Annotated in this window: 9 protein-coding genes; 6 read left to right on the forward strand and 3 right to left on the reverse strand. The window is 73.4% G+C overall.

The genetic code is table 11. The features are described 5' to 3' along the window. Position 1 precedes the first annotated feature (1 nt). The 5 genes from AOK22_RS01655 to AOK22_RS01675 all read left to right on the forward strand — a co-directional run bounded on the left by AOK22_RS01655 (position 2) and on the right by AOK22_RS01675 (position 12,528). A complete protein-coding gene (locus AOK22_RS01655) occupies positions 2–7,072 on the forward strand; it encodes a non-ribosomal peptide synthetase (protein WP_244164660.1) in 7,071 nt (2,356 codons plus the stop codon). Beyond that, positions 7,069–8,469, forward strand: coding sequence for an MDR family MFS transporter (locus tag AOK22_RS01660; protein WP_055696715.1), 1,401 nt, complete (start codon positions 7,069–7,071; stop codon positions 8,467–8,469). Before AOK22_RS01655 ends, AOK22_RS01660 begins: the two co-directional genes overlap by 4 nt. Positions 8,470–8,619: 150 nt before the next feature. Continuing rightward, on the forward strand, positions 8,620–9,480 hold the full coding sequence (locus AOK22_RS01665; protein WP_055696716.1) for an ABC transporter ATP-binding protein: 861 nt from the start codon (positions 8,620–8,622) through the stop codon (positions 9,478–9,480). Next, positions 9,477–10,457 carry an ABC transporter substrate-binding protein gene (locus AOK22_RS01670; RefSeq protein WP_055696717.1) on the forward strand — a complete coding sequence of 327 codons (981 nt, stop codon included), beginning with the start codon at positions 9,477–9,479 and terminating at the stop codon, positions 10,455–10,457. The genes AOK22_RS01665 and AOK22_RS01670 overlap by 4 nt, the downstream gene beginning before the upstream one ends. Positions 10,458–10,461: 4 nt before the next feature. Beyond that, on the forward strand, positions 10,462–12,528 hold the full coding sequence (locus AOK22_RS01675; protein WP_055696718.1) for an iron ABC transporter permease: 2,067 nt from the start codon (positions 10,462–10,464) through the stop codon (positions 12,526–12,528). Between the two features lie 88 nt (positions 12,529–12,616). Here the strand turns inward: AOK22_RS01675 and AOK22_RS01680 are convergent, their stop codons facing one another. Genes AOK22_RS01680 through AOK22_RS01690 form a run of 3 tightly spaced genes read right to left on the reverse strand, consistent with a single transcriptional unit; the run spans position 12,617 to position 16,330 of the window. Further along, entirely contained in the window at positions 12,617–13,507 is an 891-nt protein-coding gene (locus AOK22_RS01680) for a geranyl diphosphate 2-C-methyltransferase (protein ID WP_055696719.1), read from the reverse strand. Positions 13,508–13,511: 4 nt separating this feature from the next. Next, positions 13,512–14,894: a family 2 encapsulin nanocompartment cargo protein terpene cyclase gene (locus tag AOK22_RS01685; RefSeq protein WP_055696720.1), complete on the reverse strand. Its 1,383-nt coding sequence runs from the start codon at positions 14,892–14,894 to the stop codon at positions 13,512–13,514. A gap of 23 nt (positions 14,895–14,917) precedes the next feature. Next, complete coding sequence (locus AOK22_RS01690; protein ID WP_055696721.1) at positions 14,918–16,330, reverse strand: family 2B encapsulin nanocompartment shell protein; 1,413 nt, start codon at positions 16,328–16,330, stop codon at positions 14,918–14,920. 430 nt (positions 16,331–16,760) lie between these two features. Between AOK22_RS01690 and AOK22_RS01695 the strand changes: the two genes are divergently transcribed. Next, positions 16,761–18,146: an FAD-dependent oxidoreductase gene (locus tag AOK22_RS01695; protein ID WP_055696722.1), complete on the forward strand. Its 1,386-nt coding sequence runs from the start codon at positions 16,761–16,763 to the stop codon at positions 18,144–18,146. Positions 18,147–18,196: the final 50 nt, after the last annotated feature.

The following is an 18,196-nucleotide window of genomic DNA, read 5'->3' on the forward strand; positions in this document are numbered from 1 at the left end:
CGTGTTCGAGCTCGAACACGTCGGCGTGGACGACGACTTCTTCGCCCTCGGCGGCGACAGCATCACCGCGATCACCATCAGCAGCCGGCTGCGCGCCAAGGGCCTCGAACTGCGCCCGCGCGACCTGCTGGCGCGCCGCAGCTTCGCCGCGCTCGCCGCCTCCGCCACCCCGGTCGAGGACGCCGCGGCCCCCGCGGACGACCCGACGGGCCCCGTGCCCGCGCCGCCCATCGTGCGCGGCCTGCTCGACCCGCACCCGGACGTCGACACCGTCGCCGGCTACGCCCAGTGGACCGCCCTGCACGTCTCGGGGCTCGCCCACGACGACCTCGTGGCCGGCGTGCGCACCGTGCTCGACCACCACGACGCGCTGCGTCTGCGCGTGGGCGACGGTCTGGAGGTGCTGCCCCGCGGGGCGGTGCCCGCCGTCGTCGACGAGGTCCACGGCGAGGACGTGACCGCCGTGGCCGAGCGCCTCGCGGGCCAGCTCGACCCCCGCTCGGGAGACCTGCTGCGCGCGGCCCTCGTCCGCACCGGCACCGACGCCGAGGACCGCCTGGTCGTCGTCGTGCACCACCTCGCCATGGACGGCGTGTCCTGGCGCGTCCTGCTGCCCGACCTCCAGACGGCCTGCGCCGGCGGCACCCCGGAGGCGCCCGGCGCGTCCTGGCGCCGGCACGCCACGCTCCTCGCCGAACAGGGCACCTCGGGCGCCCGGCGCGGCGAACTCGACCACTGGCGCGCCGCACTCGGCTCCGCCGCCCGCGTCGGCGACCGGCCGCTCGACCGGACGCAGGACACCGTCGCCACCGCCCACCGGTCGGTCACCGTGGCCTCCCCGGAGGTCACCGACGCGCTGCTGACCACCCTGCCCGCGGCCTACCGCGCGGGCGTCGACGAGGTGCTCCTCGCCGCGCTCGTGCTCACCCTGCGCGAGTGGGGCGTCGGCGGCGACGCGCTCACCGTCACGATGGAGGGGCACGGCCGCGAACACCTCGACCTGGCCCGCACGGTGGGCTGGTTCACCAGCGAGTACCCCGTACGCGTCCCCGCGGCCGGTGACACCGGACAGCTGATCCGCGCCGCCAAGGAGGCCCGGCGCGCCGTCCCCGACGGCGGTGTCGGCTACGGCGTCCTGCGCCACCTCGACCCGGTGGCGGGCCCCGAACTCTCCGCCACCCCGGTGCCGGACGTGCTCCTCAACTACCTGGGCCGGTTCGCCGCGCTGCCCGGCACCGGCTGGCGCCTGCCGGAGGAGGACGCCTTCGCGGTGACCGAACCCGACGCCAAGGCCCTGGAGCAGGTCCTCGCGCTGAACTGCTTCGTGCACGAGGAGGACGCGCCCCGCCTCGCCGTCGAGTGGACGGCCGCCACCAAGGTGCTCGGCACCGACGCCGTCGCCGCCCTGCAGGCGGCCTGGACCCAGGCCCTGGAGACGCTGGCTGCGCACGCCCGGCACACCACCGGCGGGCTCACCCCCTCCGACCTGCCGCTCGTCGACCTCGACCAGGCCGCCATCGACGCCCTGGAACGCACCGGGCCCCTCGCCGACGTCCTGCCCGCCACCCCGCTGCAGGTCGGCCTCTCCTTCCACACCCTGGTCCGCGACGACCAGGACACCGACGTCTATGTCGTCCAGGCCGTGACCACCCTGGTCGGCGAGCTGGACGCGGACCGCATGGCCGAGGCCGCGCGCGAACTCCTGCGCCGCCACCCGGCGCTGCGGGTGTACCTCGGCACCGCCGGGGACGACGTCGTGCAGGTCATCCCCGCCGAGGTCGCCCTCGACTGGCGCCAGGACGACCGCTTCGAGGACGCCGTACGCGCCGAACTGGAGCGCCCCTTCGACCCGGCACGGCCGCCGCTCATCCGCTTCCTGCTGTCCCGCGTCGGACCCGACGAGCACCGCCTCGTCATCACCAACCACCATGCGCTGCTGGACGGCTGGTCGATGCCGCTGGTCGGCCGCACCCTGCTCGCGATCTACGCCGAGCTGGGCGGCGGATCCGCCGCACCCGTCGCCGCGCCGCTCCAGGAGTACTTCCGCTGGCTGGCCGGACGCGACCACGAGGCGTCCCTCGCCGCGTGGCGCGACGCGCTCGCCGGCGTCGACGACGCCACGCGCCTGGCACCCGCCGGTGTCGGCACCGGCGTGGAGCGGCCCGGCCGCGTCAGCGTCGGACTGGGCGAGGAGTTCAGCGAGCGGCTGCGCGCCTTCGCCCGCGAGCAGGGCGTCACCCTCACCACCGTCCTCCAGACCGCCTGGGGCCTCCTCCTCGGGCGGCTCACCGGACGGCGCGACGTCGTCTTCGGCTGCCCGGTCTCCGGGCGCCCCGCCGAGGTCGACGGCGTGGAGTCGATGATCGGCCAGCTCGGCACGACCATCCCGGTGCGCGTACGCCACACCCAGGACCGCACCGCGCGCGACCTCATGGCGGACATCCACGCCGAGAGCGTCGCCCTGGCCGAGCACCACCACGTCGGCCTGCCCGAGATCCAGCGCGCGGTCGGCGTCGGCGAACTCTTCGACACCATGCTGGTGATGGAGAACTTCCCGCTGTCCAGCAGGAAGCGCACGCCGCTCGCCCCCGGCCTCGACCTCGCCGGCGTGGACATCACCGACGCCACGCACTACGCGCTCACCGTCATCGTGATCCCCGACGACGAGATCACCGTCGGCCTCGGCTACCAGCCGCAGGCGTTCGCCGAGGAGACCGTCCGCGACTACGGCCGCTGGCTGCACCACCTCCTGCGGGAGATCGTCGAGGACCCGGCACGCCCCGCGCTCGCGCTGCCCACGCTCGACGCCGACGAGCGGGAGCGGATGCTGCGCACCGGCACCGAGGTCGTCCCGGCCACGCCGCGCGGCCCCTGGCTGGACGAGTTCGCCGCCTGGGTGCGCCGCAAGCCCGACGCCGAGGCGCTGGTCTGCCGCGACCGCAGCCTGAGCTACGCCGAACTGGACCGGCAGGCCAACCGCCTCGCCCACGCCCTGATCGCGCGCGGGGTCCGCCCCCAGGACCCGGTCGCGGTGCTGCTCGGCCGCGACATCGAGATGACCGTCGCGCTGTTCGGCGTCGCCAAGGCCGGTGCCGTGTACGTCCCCATGGACGCGAGCTACCCGCGCGAGCGCCTCGCGTACATGATCGACGACATCGTCCCGGCCGCCGCCGTGACGACCGGCGCCGACGTGCCGAGCGACCTCGACATCCCGGTGCTGCGCCTGGACGACCCGGCCACGCTCGCCGCCGTCCCGGACACCGATCCCGCCGAGGCGCGCGCCCGGCTCACCGACGACGCCCTCGCGTACGTCATCTACACCTCGGGCACCACGGGACGCCCCAAGGGCGTCGGCGTCACCCACCGCGGCGTACCCGACCTGATCTCCCTCCAGGAGGAGGTCGTCGGCGTCACCGAGCACGACCGGTACCTGCACTTCGCGTCGACCAGCTTCGACGTCGCGTTCTGGCAGACCATGGTGCCGCTGCTGTCCGGCGGCACCTCCGTCATCGCCCCCGAGGAGGTGCGCGTACCCGGCGACGAACTGCTCGACTACATCGCCGAGCACCGCGTCACCGGAGTGAACCTCCTGCCGTCGTTCCTGGCCGCGATGCCCGACGACCGCACCGTCCCCTCCGACGTGTTCTTCGTCGTCGGCGCCGAGCGGCTCGACCCCGCGCTGGCACGCCGCTGGGGCACCGGCCGCAAGGCGCTCTTCAACGCCTACGGCCCCACCGAGGTCACCATCAACTCCGTGACCTGGCACTACGACCCGGACGACGAGGGCCCGCTGCCGATCGGCCGCCCCGACCCGAACGTCCGCGCCTACGTCCTCGACCACGGCCTCCAGCCCGTCGGCGTCGGTGTGACCGGCGAGCTCTACCTCGGCGGCCCCAGCGTCGCCCGCGGCTACCTCGGCCGCCCCGGCCTGACGTCCGAGCGCTTCGTCGCCGACCCGTACGGCGCCCCGGGCGAGCGGATGTACCGCACCGGCGACCTCGTGCGCTGGCGCGCCGACGGACAGCTGGTGTTCCTCGGCCGCGTCGACCACCAGGTCAAGGTCCGCGGTTTCCGCGTCGAGCTGGGCGAGATCGAGTCCACGCTGACCCGCCACCCCGACGTCCGCGCCAGCGCCGTCGTCGTCCGCGAGGACCGGCTCGTCGGCTACGTCATCCCGACCGACGGCGCCGACCTCGACACCGCACGGGTGCGCGAGTACGTCGCCGGTGAACTGCCCGACCACATGGTGCCGACGGCGCTCGTGGAGATCGACCGGCTGCCGCTGACCCCCGGCGGCAAGCTCGACCCCACCGCACTGCCCGCCCCCGAGACCGTCGCCGCCGCGCGACGCGCGCCCGCCACCGAGGCCGAGGCGGTGCTCCTCGGCGTCCTCCAGGACGTCCTCGGCACCGACGCCATCGGCCCCGACGACGACTTCTTCGCCATCGGCGGCGACAGCATCGTGTCGCTCCAGGTCGTCTCGCGGGCCCGCCGCCAGGGCCTCGGACTGACCGCCCGCGACGTGTTCGAGGGTGCGACGGTCGCCGGGATCGCGGCCAGGGCCCGTGCCCTGGACGGTGGTTCGGCGCCCGTCACGGGCGACGCGCCGCTGACCCCGATCATGCGGGACCTGCTGCGCCGCTCGGGCTCCGCCGCCGACGGCTTCTGCCAGTGGGTGGAGGTCTGCGTGCCGCCCGGCGACGACGAGACGACCTGGCGGGCCACGCTCGACGCGCTCCTGGCCCGGCACGACGTGCTCCGCGCCCACCTGACCGACGACGCGCTGCGCGTCCCGCCGGTCGGCGCCGTCACCGGTGCCGACGTCCTGACCCGCGTCCGCGCAAAGGACGACCTCCGCGGCACCGTCGACGCCGAGGTCCGGCGGATCCTCGCGGCGATGGACCCGCGCACCGGCCCGCTGCTGCGCGCCGTGTGGGTGGACGCCGGGCCCGAACGCCCCGGCAGGCTCGTCCTGATCGCCCACCACCTCGTCGTCGACGGCGTGTCCTGGCGGATCCTCCTCGACGACGTCCGGCACGCCCACACCGGCGGCGAGCTGACCCGGCACGGCCAGTCCTTCCTCGGCTGGGCACGCACCCTGCGCGAGACCGACCGGCGCGCCGAACTGGAGCACTGGGAGCGGATGACCGCCACCCCGGCGCTCACCCGGCCGCTCGACCCGGCCCGGGACACCGCGGCCACCGCGACGCACCACGAGCTGTGGCTCGACACGGACGCCACCCGCGCCCTGATCACGACCCTGCCCGCCGCCCACCGCACCACCCCCGACGCCGTGCTGCTCACGGCGCTCGCCCGTGCCGTACGCGACTGGCGCGGCAGCGCGGAACTGCTCGTCGCCCTGGAGAGCCACGGCCGCCCGACCCGGGTCGACCTCTCCCAGACCGTCGGCTGGTTCACCGCCGTCCACCCCGTACGCCTCCACGCGGACGACGACGTGCGCGCGGTCGGCGAACGGCTGCGCGCCCAGGGCGACGGTCTCGGCCACGGCATCCTCACCGCCGCCGGACTGCTCGACCCGGTGGCGCCGGAGGTCGCCTGGAACTACCTCGGCCAGTTCCCCGGCGCCCCCACCGAGGAGACGCCGTGGCAGCCCGCCCCGGACGCCGACCCGCTCGGCTCGGGCGGCACCGGCGAACTGCCGCTGCCGCACAGCCTGATGGTCAACGCCCTGGTGCGCGACGACGCGCTCGGCATCCGCATCACCTGGCCGTCGGCACTGTTCACGGCCGACGAGATCGAGGATCTCGCCGGGCATCTGCGGGCCGCGGCGGCGCACATCGCCGCCGCACCGGAGATCAGGGCCCTCGACGGCGGCCGTCCGGTCGCCGAGGTGCAGCCGCTCACCCCGCTCCAGGAAGTGATGCTGCGGCACGCGCGCACCGAGCGCCCCGACCCGTACACCGTGCAGTCGACGTTCTCGCTCGCCGGTCCGCTCGACGTCGACGCCCTGCGCGCCGCCGGCGACGGCCTGCTGGCCCGTCACCCGAACCTGGGCGCCGTGTTCCCCGCCGACCTCGCGGTGATCCCCGAGGCGCCCCGGCCGGACTTCCGCGTGTCCGACGGGCCCGCCGACGAGGTGCTCGCCGCCGACCTGGCCGAACCCTTCGACCTGGCCCAGGGTCCGCTCGTCCGCCTGACCGTGATCCGGCGCGGCCCCGGCCTCGCCGACCTGGTGCTGACCACCCATCACGTCCTCTCCGACGGCTGGTCGGCCCCGCGGATCCTCACCGAGCTGTTCGCGCTCTACACCGCCGAGGTCCGGGGCGAGAAGGCGGACCTGCCCGCCCCCGTGCCGTTCGGCGACTACCTGCGCTGGCGCACCGACCACGCGCCCGATCTGGGTGCCTGGGAGGCCGAGCTGGCCGGTCTGCCCGAGGGCGACCACCTGGTGGGCGACGCCGCGCCCGGCGCGGCCTGGCAGGAGCCCGAGATCATCGCGTTCGACGCGGACCTCGTGGCCGGGCTCACCGAGCTGGCCGCCCGGCGCGGCCTGACGCCCAACACCCTGGTGCAGGGAGCCTGGTCGGTGCTCCTGGCCCGCCGCTCCGGCCGGGCGGACGTCTGCTTCGGCGCCATGGTCGCCTGCCGTCCCCCGGAGCTCACGGGCGTCGAGGAGATCATCGGCCTGCTGGCCAACACCGTGCCCGTACGCGCCCGTCTGACCGGCACGCTCGCGCAGGCGCTCGCCGACCTCCAGGCCGGGCAGCGCAGGCTGGTGGAGCACCACCACGTCGCCCTGACCGACCTGGAGCGGCTGACCGGCCGCAGGCGGCTCTTCGACAGCATCGTGGTGTTCGAGAACTACCCGGTCGACCCCGAGCGGCTGCGCGAACCCGCCCCCGGGCTCAGGCTCGTCGGCACCCGCTTCCGCGAGTCGACCCACCACCCGGTCACCCTCACGGTCATGCCGGACGGCGACGGCTGGACCGGCGTGCTCGCGCACCGGGCCGGCGTGGAGGTGGCCGGGGTCGCCGAGGAACTGGTCGGACTGCTGCGGACCTTGGGCGACCGCCTCGACGCCGACGTGCGCGACCTCCTGGAGCGCCCGTGAGCGAGAAGACCGCCCCGGCGGAGACGAAGGTCGACGCGGCGCTGCTGCGCGTCGCGTTCATCCTCGTCCTCGGCACCTTCATGGCCACGGTGGACGCCACGATCGTCAGCGTCGGCATCGACACCCTGGCCGGTGAGTTCGGGGCCTCCGTCAGCGAGATCCAGTGGGTCTCCACCGCCTATCTGCTGGCGGTGGTGGCCGCCGTGCCGGCGTCCGGCTGGCTGGCCGACCGGTTCGGCGGCCGGCGCACCTGGCTCGCCGCCGTGGGCGTGTTCCTGCTCGGCTCGGCGCTGTGCGCGCTGGCCTGGTCGGCGACCAGTCTCATCGTGTTCCGGGTGATCCAGGGCCTCGGCGGCGGCATGCTGCCCGCGACCGGGCAGGCGCTGCTCGCCCGGGTCGCGGGACGCGAGCGGATGGGACGCGTGATCAGCGTCGTGTCGGTCGTCCCGCTCCTGTCGCCGGTGCTCGGCCCGCTGGTCGGCGGCTCCATCCTCGGGGTGGCGTCCTGGCCGTGGCTGTTCCTGGTCAACCTGCCGATCGGCGCGGTCGCGGTGCTGCTCGCCCGCCGGTACGTGCCGCGGGTGCCGCCCGCCCCCGGGCGCACGTCGTTCGACCTGCGGGGCGCGGCCCTGCTCTCGCCCGGCCTCGCCGTGCTGGTGTACGGGCTCACCGAGGTCGCCCACGGCCGCGCCCTGCCGGCCGGGATCGGCATCACGGCGGGTCTGGCGATGCTGACCGCGTTCACCGTCCACGGGCTGCGCACCAGCCGCACACCGCTGGTCGACCCGCGGCTGTTCACCCGGCCGCCCTTCGGTGCCGCCGCGCTCGCGCTGCTCGTGCTGGGCGCGTCGGTGTTCGGCACGATGTTCCTGCTGCCGCTGTACTTCCAGACCGGCCGCGACCTCTCGGCGCTGCGGGCCGGGCTGCTGCTCGCCCCCCAGGGCATCGGCGCGGCGGCCGGATCGGTCCTGGTCAACCGCACCATCGACAAGGTCGCGCCCCGCACCCTGGTGGTCACCGGCATCGTGCTGATCCTCGCGGGCACGGTCCCCTTCACCCAGCTCGGCCATCACCCCTCGGACGCCGTGATCGCCGCCGCGCTCACGGTACGGGGCGTGGGCATGGCGATGATCGGGGCGCCCGTGATGAACATCGTCTACAGCCGCATCGAACCGGCCCAGCTCCCGCGGGCCTCCGGAGCGCTCAACCTCCTGAACACCGTGGGCGGTTCGCTCGGCACCGCGGCACTCGCCGTGGTCCTGCAGAGCCGCCTCGACGCCCGGGGCCAGGACATCTCCTGGGCGTTCGCCGACACGTTCTGGTGGGTGCTCGGTTTCTGCCTCCTCGCCGCCGCGGGCGCCACAAGGCTCCCACGGACCCAGCCCAAGAGGGCGTGACACCGCCAGGAGACCGACCACCACACGGCCGGGGGCCGGAGCGCCATGCGCGCCCCTGCCCCGGCCGGTGAAGTCGTCCGGATTTCTCCTTGTGGTGAGGGGCAGACCCCCCATTTCGCCGCCTATTAAGGTTAGGCTAACCTCTGCTGCGTGCATGAAGGTGAAGAGACCTCGGCGGCCACGCGTCCCCAAGGCCATGAACTGTCGGCCACGGGCGTCACCGTGGCGTACGAAGGCGTCGACGTCGTCCACGACGCCGCGATGACGCTGCGCCCCGGCGAAGTGACCGTCCTCGTGGGCCCCAACGGCAGTGGCAAGTCCACGCTGCTGCGCACCCTCGCGCGGCTCCAGCGGCCCCGGACCGCCACGCTCGTCATCGACGGCGACACCGACGGCCTCGCGCTGAGCCCCCGCGCGTTCTCGCGCCGCGTCGCCCTGCTCACCCAGGGCCGCCCCACACCCGGCGGCCTGACCGTGCGCGACGTCGTCGAGTTCGGCCGCTACCCCTACCGGGGCCGCTGGGGCAAGGCCGACCCCGAGGGACCGGCCGCGGTCGACCGCGCGCTCGCCCTGACGGGGGTCTCCGAGCTCGCCGAACGCGGCGCCGAGCACCTCTCCGGCGGCCAGCTCCAGCGCGTCTGGCTGGCCGGCTGCCTCGCCCAGGAGACGGGCGTACTCCTGCTCGACGAGCCCACCACGTACCTCGACCTGCGCTACCAGGTCGAACTCCTCGACCTCATGCGGGACCTGGCGGACGACCACGGCATCGCCGTCGGCGCCGTCCTGCACGACCTCGACCAGGCGGCGGCCGTCGCCGACCGCGTCTTCCTGCTCGACGCGGGACGCATCATCGCCGACGGCGCCCCCGAGGACGTCCTCACGCCACAGCGGCTCACCGACACGTACGGCATCCGTATCGAGGTCGACACCGATCCTGCCACCGGCCGGCTGCGCACCCGCGCCATCGGCCGACACCACTCGCGAAGCGAAAGGCTCAGCACCACCTCATGAGACGCCTCCTCCTCACCGCGGCGGTCGCCACCACCGCGGCCCTCACCCTGACCGCCTGCGGGACCACCGAGCCCGCCGCCGACGACGCGAAGAAGAGCGGCGGCGCCATCACCCTCACCGACGGCACCGGCGCGAAGGTGAAGCTCGACGGCCCCGCCAAGAAGGTCGTCGGCACCGAGTGGAACGCCGTCGAGAGCCTGATATCGCTGGGCGTCGACCCGACCGGCGTCTCCGACGTCAAGGGCTACAAGACCTGGGACACCGCCGTCCCGCTGAAGAACGACCCGAAGGACGTCGGCACGCGCGGCGAGCCGAGCATGGACTCCATCGCGTCGCTGAAGCCCGACCTCATCATCGCGACCACGGATCTGCCGGCCGCCGCCGTGAAGCAGATGCGCGAGATCGCCCCGGTCCTGAACCTGCGCCCCGCCGACGCCAAGAACCCGATCGGTCAGATGACCGACAACCTCGACCTCCTGGCCAAGGCCACCGGCACCACCGAGCGGGCCACGAAGCTGAAGAAGGACTTCGAGGCGAAGCTCGCCGAGGGCAAGAAGAAGCTCGCCGGCGCCGACCTCGCGGGCGCCGAGTTCGCCTTCGCGGACGGCTACGACGTCTCCAACCAGGTCACGATCCGGCCCTACACCTCCGGCTCGCTCCTCGGCGCCGTCAACGCCGAACTCGGCCTGAAGAACCCCTGGAAGGTCAAGGGCGACAAGGCCTACGGCCTCGGCTCCACCGACGTCGAGGGCCTCACCAAGCTCGGCGACGACGTCCACTTCGCCTACATCGGCAACGACGGCGACAAGAGCAGCACGCCGTTCACCGACGCCCTCGCCAAGGACAAGGTGTGGACGTCGCTGCCGTTCGTCAAGAAGGGCAACGTCCACCGACTGCCCGACGGCGTCTGGATGTTCGGCGGCCCCGAGTCGATGAACCAGTACGTCGACTCCGTCGTCGCCGCCCTGACGAAGTAGCGCCATGGCCGTCACCGCAACCACCCCCGCCACCCGTCCGCCGGCCACCACGTCCCGCACGGGCGCGGCCGCGGTGACGGCCGCACTGGTCCTCCTCGTCGCCGCGCTCGCCGTCGTCGACATCACCCAGGGCACGGCTGCCGTCGGCGCCCCGGAAGTCTGGAAGGCGCTCACCGGCCGGGCCGAGACCGGCGACGCGTCCGTCGTCATCGCCTCCCGGCTGCCCCGCATGACCGCGGGGCTGTTCGTCGGCGCCGTGCTCGGCATGGCCGGCGCCGTCCTGCAGGCCGTCAGCCGCAACGTCCTGGCCTCGCCCGACACGCTCGCCGTCAACGCGGGCTCCTACGTCGCCCTCGCGCTCGCCGCCGCCACCGGCGTGTCCCTGCCGCTCTTCGCCACCTCCGGCATCGCCTTCGTCGGCGGACTCGCCGCGGCGGCCGTCGTCCTCGGCCTCTCCGGACTCGGCGCGGGCACCGTCCGGCTGGTCCTCGCGGGCAGCGCCCTCACCCTCGGCCTGACCGCCGTCACCGAAGGCCTCCTCCTGCTGTTCCCCCAGGAGACGGAGGGCATCTACAAGTGGAACCAGGGCAGCATCGGGCAGAACGGCTTCGACGCCGTGCTGCAGATGGCGCCCATCGGCCTCGTCGGACTCCTCGGCCTGATCCTGCTCGCCCGCAGGGTCGACGCGCTGGCACTCGGCGACGACGCGGCGCGCGGCGTGGGCGTGCCCGTCCGCTCCACCCGTGTCACGGCCGTCGTGCTCGCCGCGCTCCTGTCCACCGCCGCCGTCAGCCTCGCCGGACCCATCGGCTTCGTCGGCCTGTGCGCCCCGGCGCTGGTGCGGCCCCTCGCCCGCAGGTTCCGCGCGTTCACCCGGTCGCGGGCGCGCCTGCCGTTCGCGGGTCTCACCGGCGCGGCCCTCGTGCTCGGCTCCGACGTGCTGCTGCGCGCCGTCGTGTCGCCGGACGCCGCCGTCGGCGTACCGACCGGCGTCGTCACCAGCCTCGTCGGCGCCGTCTTCCTGATCGTCATGGCCGCGCGCGTCAAGGACACCGCGGGCGCCGCCCCGGCCGACCGGCTGCGCATCCGGAGCAGGGCCGTCTTCCTCACCACGACGGCCGTCCTTGTGGTCCTGCTCGTCGCCGTGAGCATCGCCGCCATCCTGCTCGGGGACAGCAAACTGCTCCTGGGCGACGTGGTGAACTGGGCGCAGGGACGGGCGGGCCAGACGGTCTCGTTCGTGCTCGACACCCGACTGCCCCGCGTCGTCGCCGCGCTGCTCGCGGGCGCGGCGCTGGCCCTGGCCGGCACGCTCATCCAGGCCGTGACCCGCAACCCGCTGGCCGAACCGGGCATCCTGGGCGTCACCAACGGCGCCGCGCTGGGCGCCGTCATCCTGGTGACGACGGTGCCCCTGGCCGGATCGTGGAGCATCGCCGCGGGCGCGTTCGCGGGCGCCGCCGTCAGCTCGGTCCTCGTCTTCGGCCTCGCCGCGCGGGGCGGCTTCCAGCAGAACCGTCTCGTCCTGGTCGGCTTCGGCGTCGCCACCGGCGCGTCGGCCGTGATCAGCCTGCTGATCATCCTCACCGACCCGTTCAACGCGACGAAGGCGCTCACCTGGCTCTCCGGCTCGACCTACGGACGGTCCCTGTCGGACGCGATGCCGCTGTTGGCCGTCCTTGCCGTCGGTCTCGCCGTCGCGGTCGCCCGGCGCACCGAACTCGACCTCGTCTCCCTGGACGAGGACACCCCGCGGCTGCTCGGGCTGAACCTGGGGCGCGGCCGTCTCGGCTTCCTCCTCCTCAGCGTCCTGCTGAGCTCCACCGCCGTGGCCGCCGCCGGCACGATCGGCTTCGTCGGCCTGGTCGCACCGCACGCGGCCCGCGCCCTGGTCGGCCGGCAGCACGTCCGGGTGATCCCGGTCGCCGTGCTGCTCGGCGCGATCCTCGTCTGCACCGCCGACGTGGCGGGCCGGACCGTGATCGCCCCGGCACAGCTCGGCGCCGGCCTGATGACGGCCGTGATCGGCACGCCGTACTTCCTCTACCTGCTCGTACGCAGCCGCCGCTGACGCCCCGTGACGGCGCTCCTCCCCGTGCCCCCACGGCACGGGGGAAGGGCCCGTCCCCGAACGGGACGGGCCCTACGGACGGCCGGGGTCAGACCCGGTCGGCCGCGATGAGCACGTACTGGAAGGACCCGTCCTTGTACGAGTTGATGAACGCCTCCTCGATCCCCGTCACCAGCGAGGACGTGGCCCGCAACTCCCAATAGGGCAGCGTGTCGGGGGTCAGGTCGATGACGGCCTGCGGCACGAGGCGGTTGTCGGCCATGGCGCGCAGGTACTCCCGGCGCGAGTGGATGTTGCACTCGAAGTGCGCGTTGATCTGGGAGACCCACTTCGAGGGCTGGCCGTAGCGCGGATTCCAGCAGCCGGTGATGGTCACGTACCGGCCGCCGACCTTCAGGACGCGGGAGTGCTCCGCGAACAGGTCGTGCAGATCGACGTACATGCTCGACTCGTTGTTCCACGAGGCCGCGGCCTGCCCGGTCTCGAAGGGCATGGCGAGCATGTTGCAGACCTGGGCGCGCACATGGTCGGAGATGCGCAGCTCTCCCGCGCGCCGGTTGGCGAACTCGGCCTGCTTGGCGGAGAGCGTGACCCCTTCGACGGAGCAGCCGAAGCGCTGGTGCGCCATCACCATCGAGCCGCCGCGTCCGCAGCCGGCGTCCACCAGGGTGTCCTCGCGCCCGATGTCCCCGAGGTGCGACAGGAGCACCTCGGCCTGCGCCGACTCCAGCCGGTGCAGCTCGGCGATCAGCTTCTTCTCGCTCTCGCTGTCCTCGGGGGTGCCGAGCGCGGAGTGGTCGACGGCGCCGATGCCGTAGTGGTGGTGGTACAGACCGTCGACATCGCCGAGACGCAGGTTCACGGGCCTGGCCTCCCCGTCCCAATAGCGGGCGATGTCGCCCTGGTAGGGCGTCGCCGGGCCGGGGATGTGCACGCGCGCGTCGGTGGCGGTGAGTTCGGTGGTCACAGATGAATCCATTCTCTTACCAGAAATCGGGCAAGCTGTAGCGGTACGTATTGGTCTGGTGCCAGTGGTGGTTGCCGTCGACCCAGGCGGCCACGCCCCGCAGGAAGCGCTGCACCGTCGGGAAGGGGCAGGCGGCGGCCAGGGCCGCGGCCTCGGTCTCGAAGTCGCGCATCAGGTCGTTGTGGACCTCGACGGACTTCAGATAGGCGTCCCGGTCGGAGAGGCCCTCGCGTTCGGCGATCACGACCGGCAGGTTCAGGTGCCGGCCGGGAGCGTCGAGCTCCTTGGTGTACGAGTACAGGTCGTTGACGATGGTCGTCGCGTTGCCCGCGAGCGCGATGACCTTCTGCATGGCGGCCTGGGCGTGCAGGTCCGCCGGCAGTTCGTAGCCGCCGACGGTGTCGGTGATGGTGGGGCAGGGGCGGAAGTTGTTGAACTGGCGCATCGCCAGGTACTCCCACACCTCCGGGACGCGGTCCTCCTGCGCCCAGGCCGCCTCGGCGAGGTAGCCGAGGTGCAGGCGCGCCATGTCGTGCCGGTACCGGTCGGTCTGGGAGGGGCTCGCGGCCTGCGTGAAGTACTCCATGGCGGAGCGGTAGGCGCGCCGGGGCGCGTCCGAGTGGAGCGACTCGGCCCAGGGCCCCTGGTACTCCGCCGTGGTGTACAGCGGGTCGAGGGCGGTGTGGGCCAGCAGCAGCCGCTCGCCGAGACCGATGGGCGAGCCGCCGTGGTCCTCGCAGTAGCAGTCGTCGACCGCGTTCTCGGCCACCATCAGGCGGGTGGCGAGCATCAGATGGTCGACGGTGGGCGCGTCCGGATGGCAGACGACCATGTAGCGGCCCACGGAGAAGCCGTCGAACTGCTCCTCCCAGTCGTCGGGGAACAGGTGGACCTCGTCCACCGCCCACGACTTGATCCGCCGGCTGACCTCCTCGACCCGCGCCGGATCGGGCTCCGGCACCGGGTGGAAGTAGAGCCCGGGGATCGGCCTGCCGGCCTCCCGCTCACCGGGCGAGGGCGTCGGCGGCTCGGGCGGCAGGACAAGGCGCAGCCCCGCCGTGCCCAGGCCGGTGGGACCGCCCAGGACCCGGGTCAGGTCGGTGTCCGGTGCGGGCACGGCCGCCGCCGGGACGTCGAGGGACGGCAGGGCGGGTGCCGCGGGCGGCGCCGCGGTGACGGCCGCACCGAGCGCGGGCAGGTCGGTCACGGGACCCGCGGCCTGCGCGGGCACGGTGACCGGGACGGGTGGTTCGGGCGTCTCCGGTGGACAGGGCGGGCCGCCGGTGGCGGCCCGGATGTCGCAGGCACGCGCCGCGGCGTCCGCCAGGACCTGCGCCCCGAAACGGGCGGCGGCCTCGGGCACGCTCGACTGCGGTGGCGCCGGGTCAGGCACGGGCATCGATGGCTCCTCGGTGGGGTGGACTACTGGGGCCAGCGGGCGATCTGCACGTTCTCCAGCACGCCGACCGCGTCCGGCACGAGGATCGCGGCGGAGTAGTAGGTGCTGACGAGGTAGGAGGTGATCGCCTTCTCGTCGAGGCCCATGAAGCGCACCGAGAGTCCCGGCTCGTACTCGTCCGGCAGGCCGGTCTGGTGCAGACCGATGACGCCCTGGTTCTCCTCGCCCGTACGCATGCACAGGATCGAGCTGGTCTTCTCCGGCGTCACGGGGATCTTGTTGCAGGGCAGGATCGGGACGCCCCGCCAGGCCGGGACCTGCTGGCCGCCGAGGTCGACGTGGTCGGGGTAGATGCCGCGTGCGTTGAACTCGCGGCCGATCGCCGCGATCGTCTTGGGGTGCGCGAGGAAGAACTTGGAGCCGCGCCGACGGCAGAGCAGCTCGTCCATGTCGTCCGGGGTCGGCGGACCGGCGTGCGGCTGGAGACGCTGCTTGAAGTCGGCGTTGTGGAGCAGGCCGAACTCCCGGTTGTTGATGAGCTCGTGCTCCTGGCGCTCCCGCAACGCCTCGATGGTGAGCCGGAGTTGCTCCTTGGTCTGGTTCATCGGGCCGTTGTAGAGGTCGGCGACCCTGGTGTGGACGCGCAGGATGGTCTGCGCGGCGGAGAGTTCGTACTCGCGGGGGTTCTGTTCGTAGTCGACGAACGCGCCGGGCAGTTCCTGCTCGCCGGTGTGGCCGGCCGACATCGCGATCTCCGCCTCGCCGCGGTGGTTCTGCCGCCGCTGGGAGCGCGCGGTGAACTCGTCGAGGTGGGCCCGCAGTTCCGGCGCCTGGGCCACCACCGCCGCGAAGTCCGCGCGGGAGAGGGTGAGCAGGGTGCCGGCGGTCTCGGCGGTGGCGTTCTGCTCCCAGCGGGCGTCCTCGTCCAGCAGGGCGTTCTCACCGAACAGGTCGCCGTCGGCGAGGACGTCCAGGTCGATCTCGTCGCCGTAGCTGCCCACGGAGGTCTGGCTGACGCGGCCGTGGGCGATCAGATGGAGCTGGTCCGCGGGCGTGCCGCGGGTGACGAGGGTCTCGCCGGCCCGGAAGTCGCGCTGGACGCACCGGTCGGCGAGGGCGCTCAGCACGTCCACGTCGTCGAAGCCGCGCAGCAGTGCCAGTTCGCCGAGTTCACGGGGGATCACCCGCACGGTGGCGCCGTCCTGGACGAACTCCACCGTCCCGTCGCCCACGGTGTAGCTCAGGCGGCGGTTGACCCGGTAGACACCGCCTTTGGTCTCCACCCAGGGGAGCATCCGCAGCAGCCACCGCGAGGTGATCTCCTGCATCTGCGGGGCGGACTTGGTCGTGCTGGCGAGGTTGCGGGCGGCCGCGGTGCCCAGGCTGGACTGCCGGGGCGGCTCCACGCGGGTTTCCGGGCTCGAGTCAACGGTCATCGGACGAGCTCTCCTTGCTCAGGTCGGTGACGCCCGTATGAGGGCGTCATCGGGCAACAGGAGTAAATGGGTGTATTTAAACGGGAATCCGGCCAGATCCAGGGGAACCCTAATGGCGGCCTCGCCCCGTGAACCAAGGAAAGCCGGTGACATTAACTCGATACGATGATCGCGCCCGCGCGATGTTTGCCCGGGTACCCACGGGATTGAGCCGTGCTCGGCGGAGCATCGCGGCCCGTGACCGGCCCTTTCTTGCTGCCCGACGGCACAAACGCGACAGAACCCGCTCGGACCCGCGCGCGGCCGAGGCCATACTCCTGTGTCCACCGTCGCGGACTCGCGGGCCTGCGGACGTCCGGGTCGCCGGGCCTGCCGGCCGCGGACTCCCGGCACCGGCCCACGGGCTTGCCGAGAGGAGCGGGACCCGCCCATGGCCGACCAGCAGCAGAGTGCGCCGCCCGGGACCCGCTGGCAGCGGGCCGTCGTCATCGGCGGGGGATACGCGGGGCTCGTGACCGCGCGCGTGCTCGCCGACCACTTCGCCGAGGTGCTCGTCCTGGAGCGGGACCCGGTGCGCCCCGACACCGGAGTGCACCGCCACGTCCCGCAGGGCTACCACGCGCACGCGCTGCTCGCCCGCGGCGGCGACGCACTGGAAGCCCTCTTCCCGGGCCTGCGCGCCGAGCTCGCCGAACTGGGCGCTCCCGTCTTCGACTACGGGGAGCGGATGAGCTTTCTGCTCCCGACCGGTTACGCGCCGAGGGACCCCGTCGGCATCCCCATCCAGACCTTCACGCGCGACGAGCTCGAACGGCGCCTGCGGCAGCGGGTGTCGGCACTCCCGGCGGTGCGGATGCTCCCCGCGACGCGCTGCGAGACGGTGACGGCGAGCGCACCCGGCCGCCTGGACCGGGTCCGCTACCGCGCCGAGGGCGCGGACGACGCCGAGGAGTCCGTCGAGGTCGTCGCCGACCTGGTCGTCGACGCCTCGGGCCGTGCCACCTCGATCGACCGGTGGCTCGCCGGGGCACGGCTGCCGGCCTCCGCCACGGCCGTGGTCAAGGCGAAGATCACCTACACGTCCGCGTGCTACGAACGTCCGGCGCAGGACCGCCAGGAGTTCGACATCGCCTACCAGATGGCCTTCGCGCCCGGGGTCCCGCGCGGGGGAGTGGTGCTGGCCGTGGAGCACCACCGCTGGATGTGCTCGCTGTTCGGCGTCGACCGGCACGTCCCGCCCACCGGGGACGAGGGCTACCTCGACTTCGCCCACACCCTCGACAACCCCCGCATCGCCGAACAGATCAAGCGCGGCACCCGGCAGGGGGAGATCCACCGCTACACCAACCCCGGCAACGCATGGCGCCTGCACCACAAGAACCGGGGCTGGCCCGAACGCCTGATCGCGGTCGGCGACGCGCTCTGCGTCTTCAACCCGGTGTACGGGCAGGGGCTGACGGTCGCCGCGCTCGAAGCGGAGCTGCTCGGCGGGCTGTTGCGCCGCCGCCGGTCCGGCGCGGGCGGGCTCGACGGCCTCAGCCGTGCCTACCAGCGCGGCGCGGCTCGTGTCATCCAGGTTCCCTGGACCCTGGCCACGAGTTCGGACCTCATGTGGGCGCCCGGCGGACAGCCGCTCTCCGCGCGCTTCGCCCACTGGTACAACCGCCACGTCTTCGCGCTCGCCGTGCGCGAGCCGGACGTATGGGCCCGGTTCGTCCGGGTGTTGAACATGACGGCACCGCCCTCGCTGCTGTTCCGCCCGGCCGTGCTGGCCAAGGTGGCACGTCACGCGCTCCGGCGGTCGGGGAGCGATTGACGTACGCTGTAGTTGTTCTAGTTGAATGCGAACAACTATAAGAGGTGGGG

The organism is Streptomyces silaceus, assembly GCF_001419745.1.
In the GTDB taxonomy this organism is placed as follows: Bacteria; Actinomycetota; Actinomycetes; order Streptomycetales; family Streptomycetaceae; genus Streptomyces; species Streptomyces silaceus.

Coding starts and splice junctions, on each gene's coding strand:
- AOK22_RS01670 (WP_055696717.1), top strand. CDS start 9,477: ATGAGACGCCTCCTCCTCACCGCGGCGGTCGCCACCACCGCGGCCCTC.
- AOK22_RS01675 (WP_055696718.1), top strand. CDS start 10,462: ATGGCCGTCACCGCAACCACCCCCGCCACCCGTCCGCCGGCCACCACG.
- AOK22_RS01680 (WP_055696719.1), bottom strand. CDS start 13,507: ATGGATTCATCTGTGACCACCGAACTCACCGCCACCGACGCGCGCGTG.
- AOK22_RS01685 (WP_055696720.1), bottom strand. CDS start 14,894: ATGCCCGTGCCTGACCCGGCGCCACCGCAGTCGAGCGTGCCCGAGGCC.
- AOK22_RS01690 (WP_055696721.1), bottom strand. CDS start 16,330: ATGACCGTTGACTCGAGCCCGGAAACCCGCGTGGAGCCGCCCCGGCAG.
- AOK22_RS01695 (WP_055696722.1), top strand. CDS start 16,761: ATGGCCGACCAGCAGCAGAGTGCGCCGCCCGGGACCCGCTGGCAGCGG.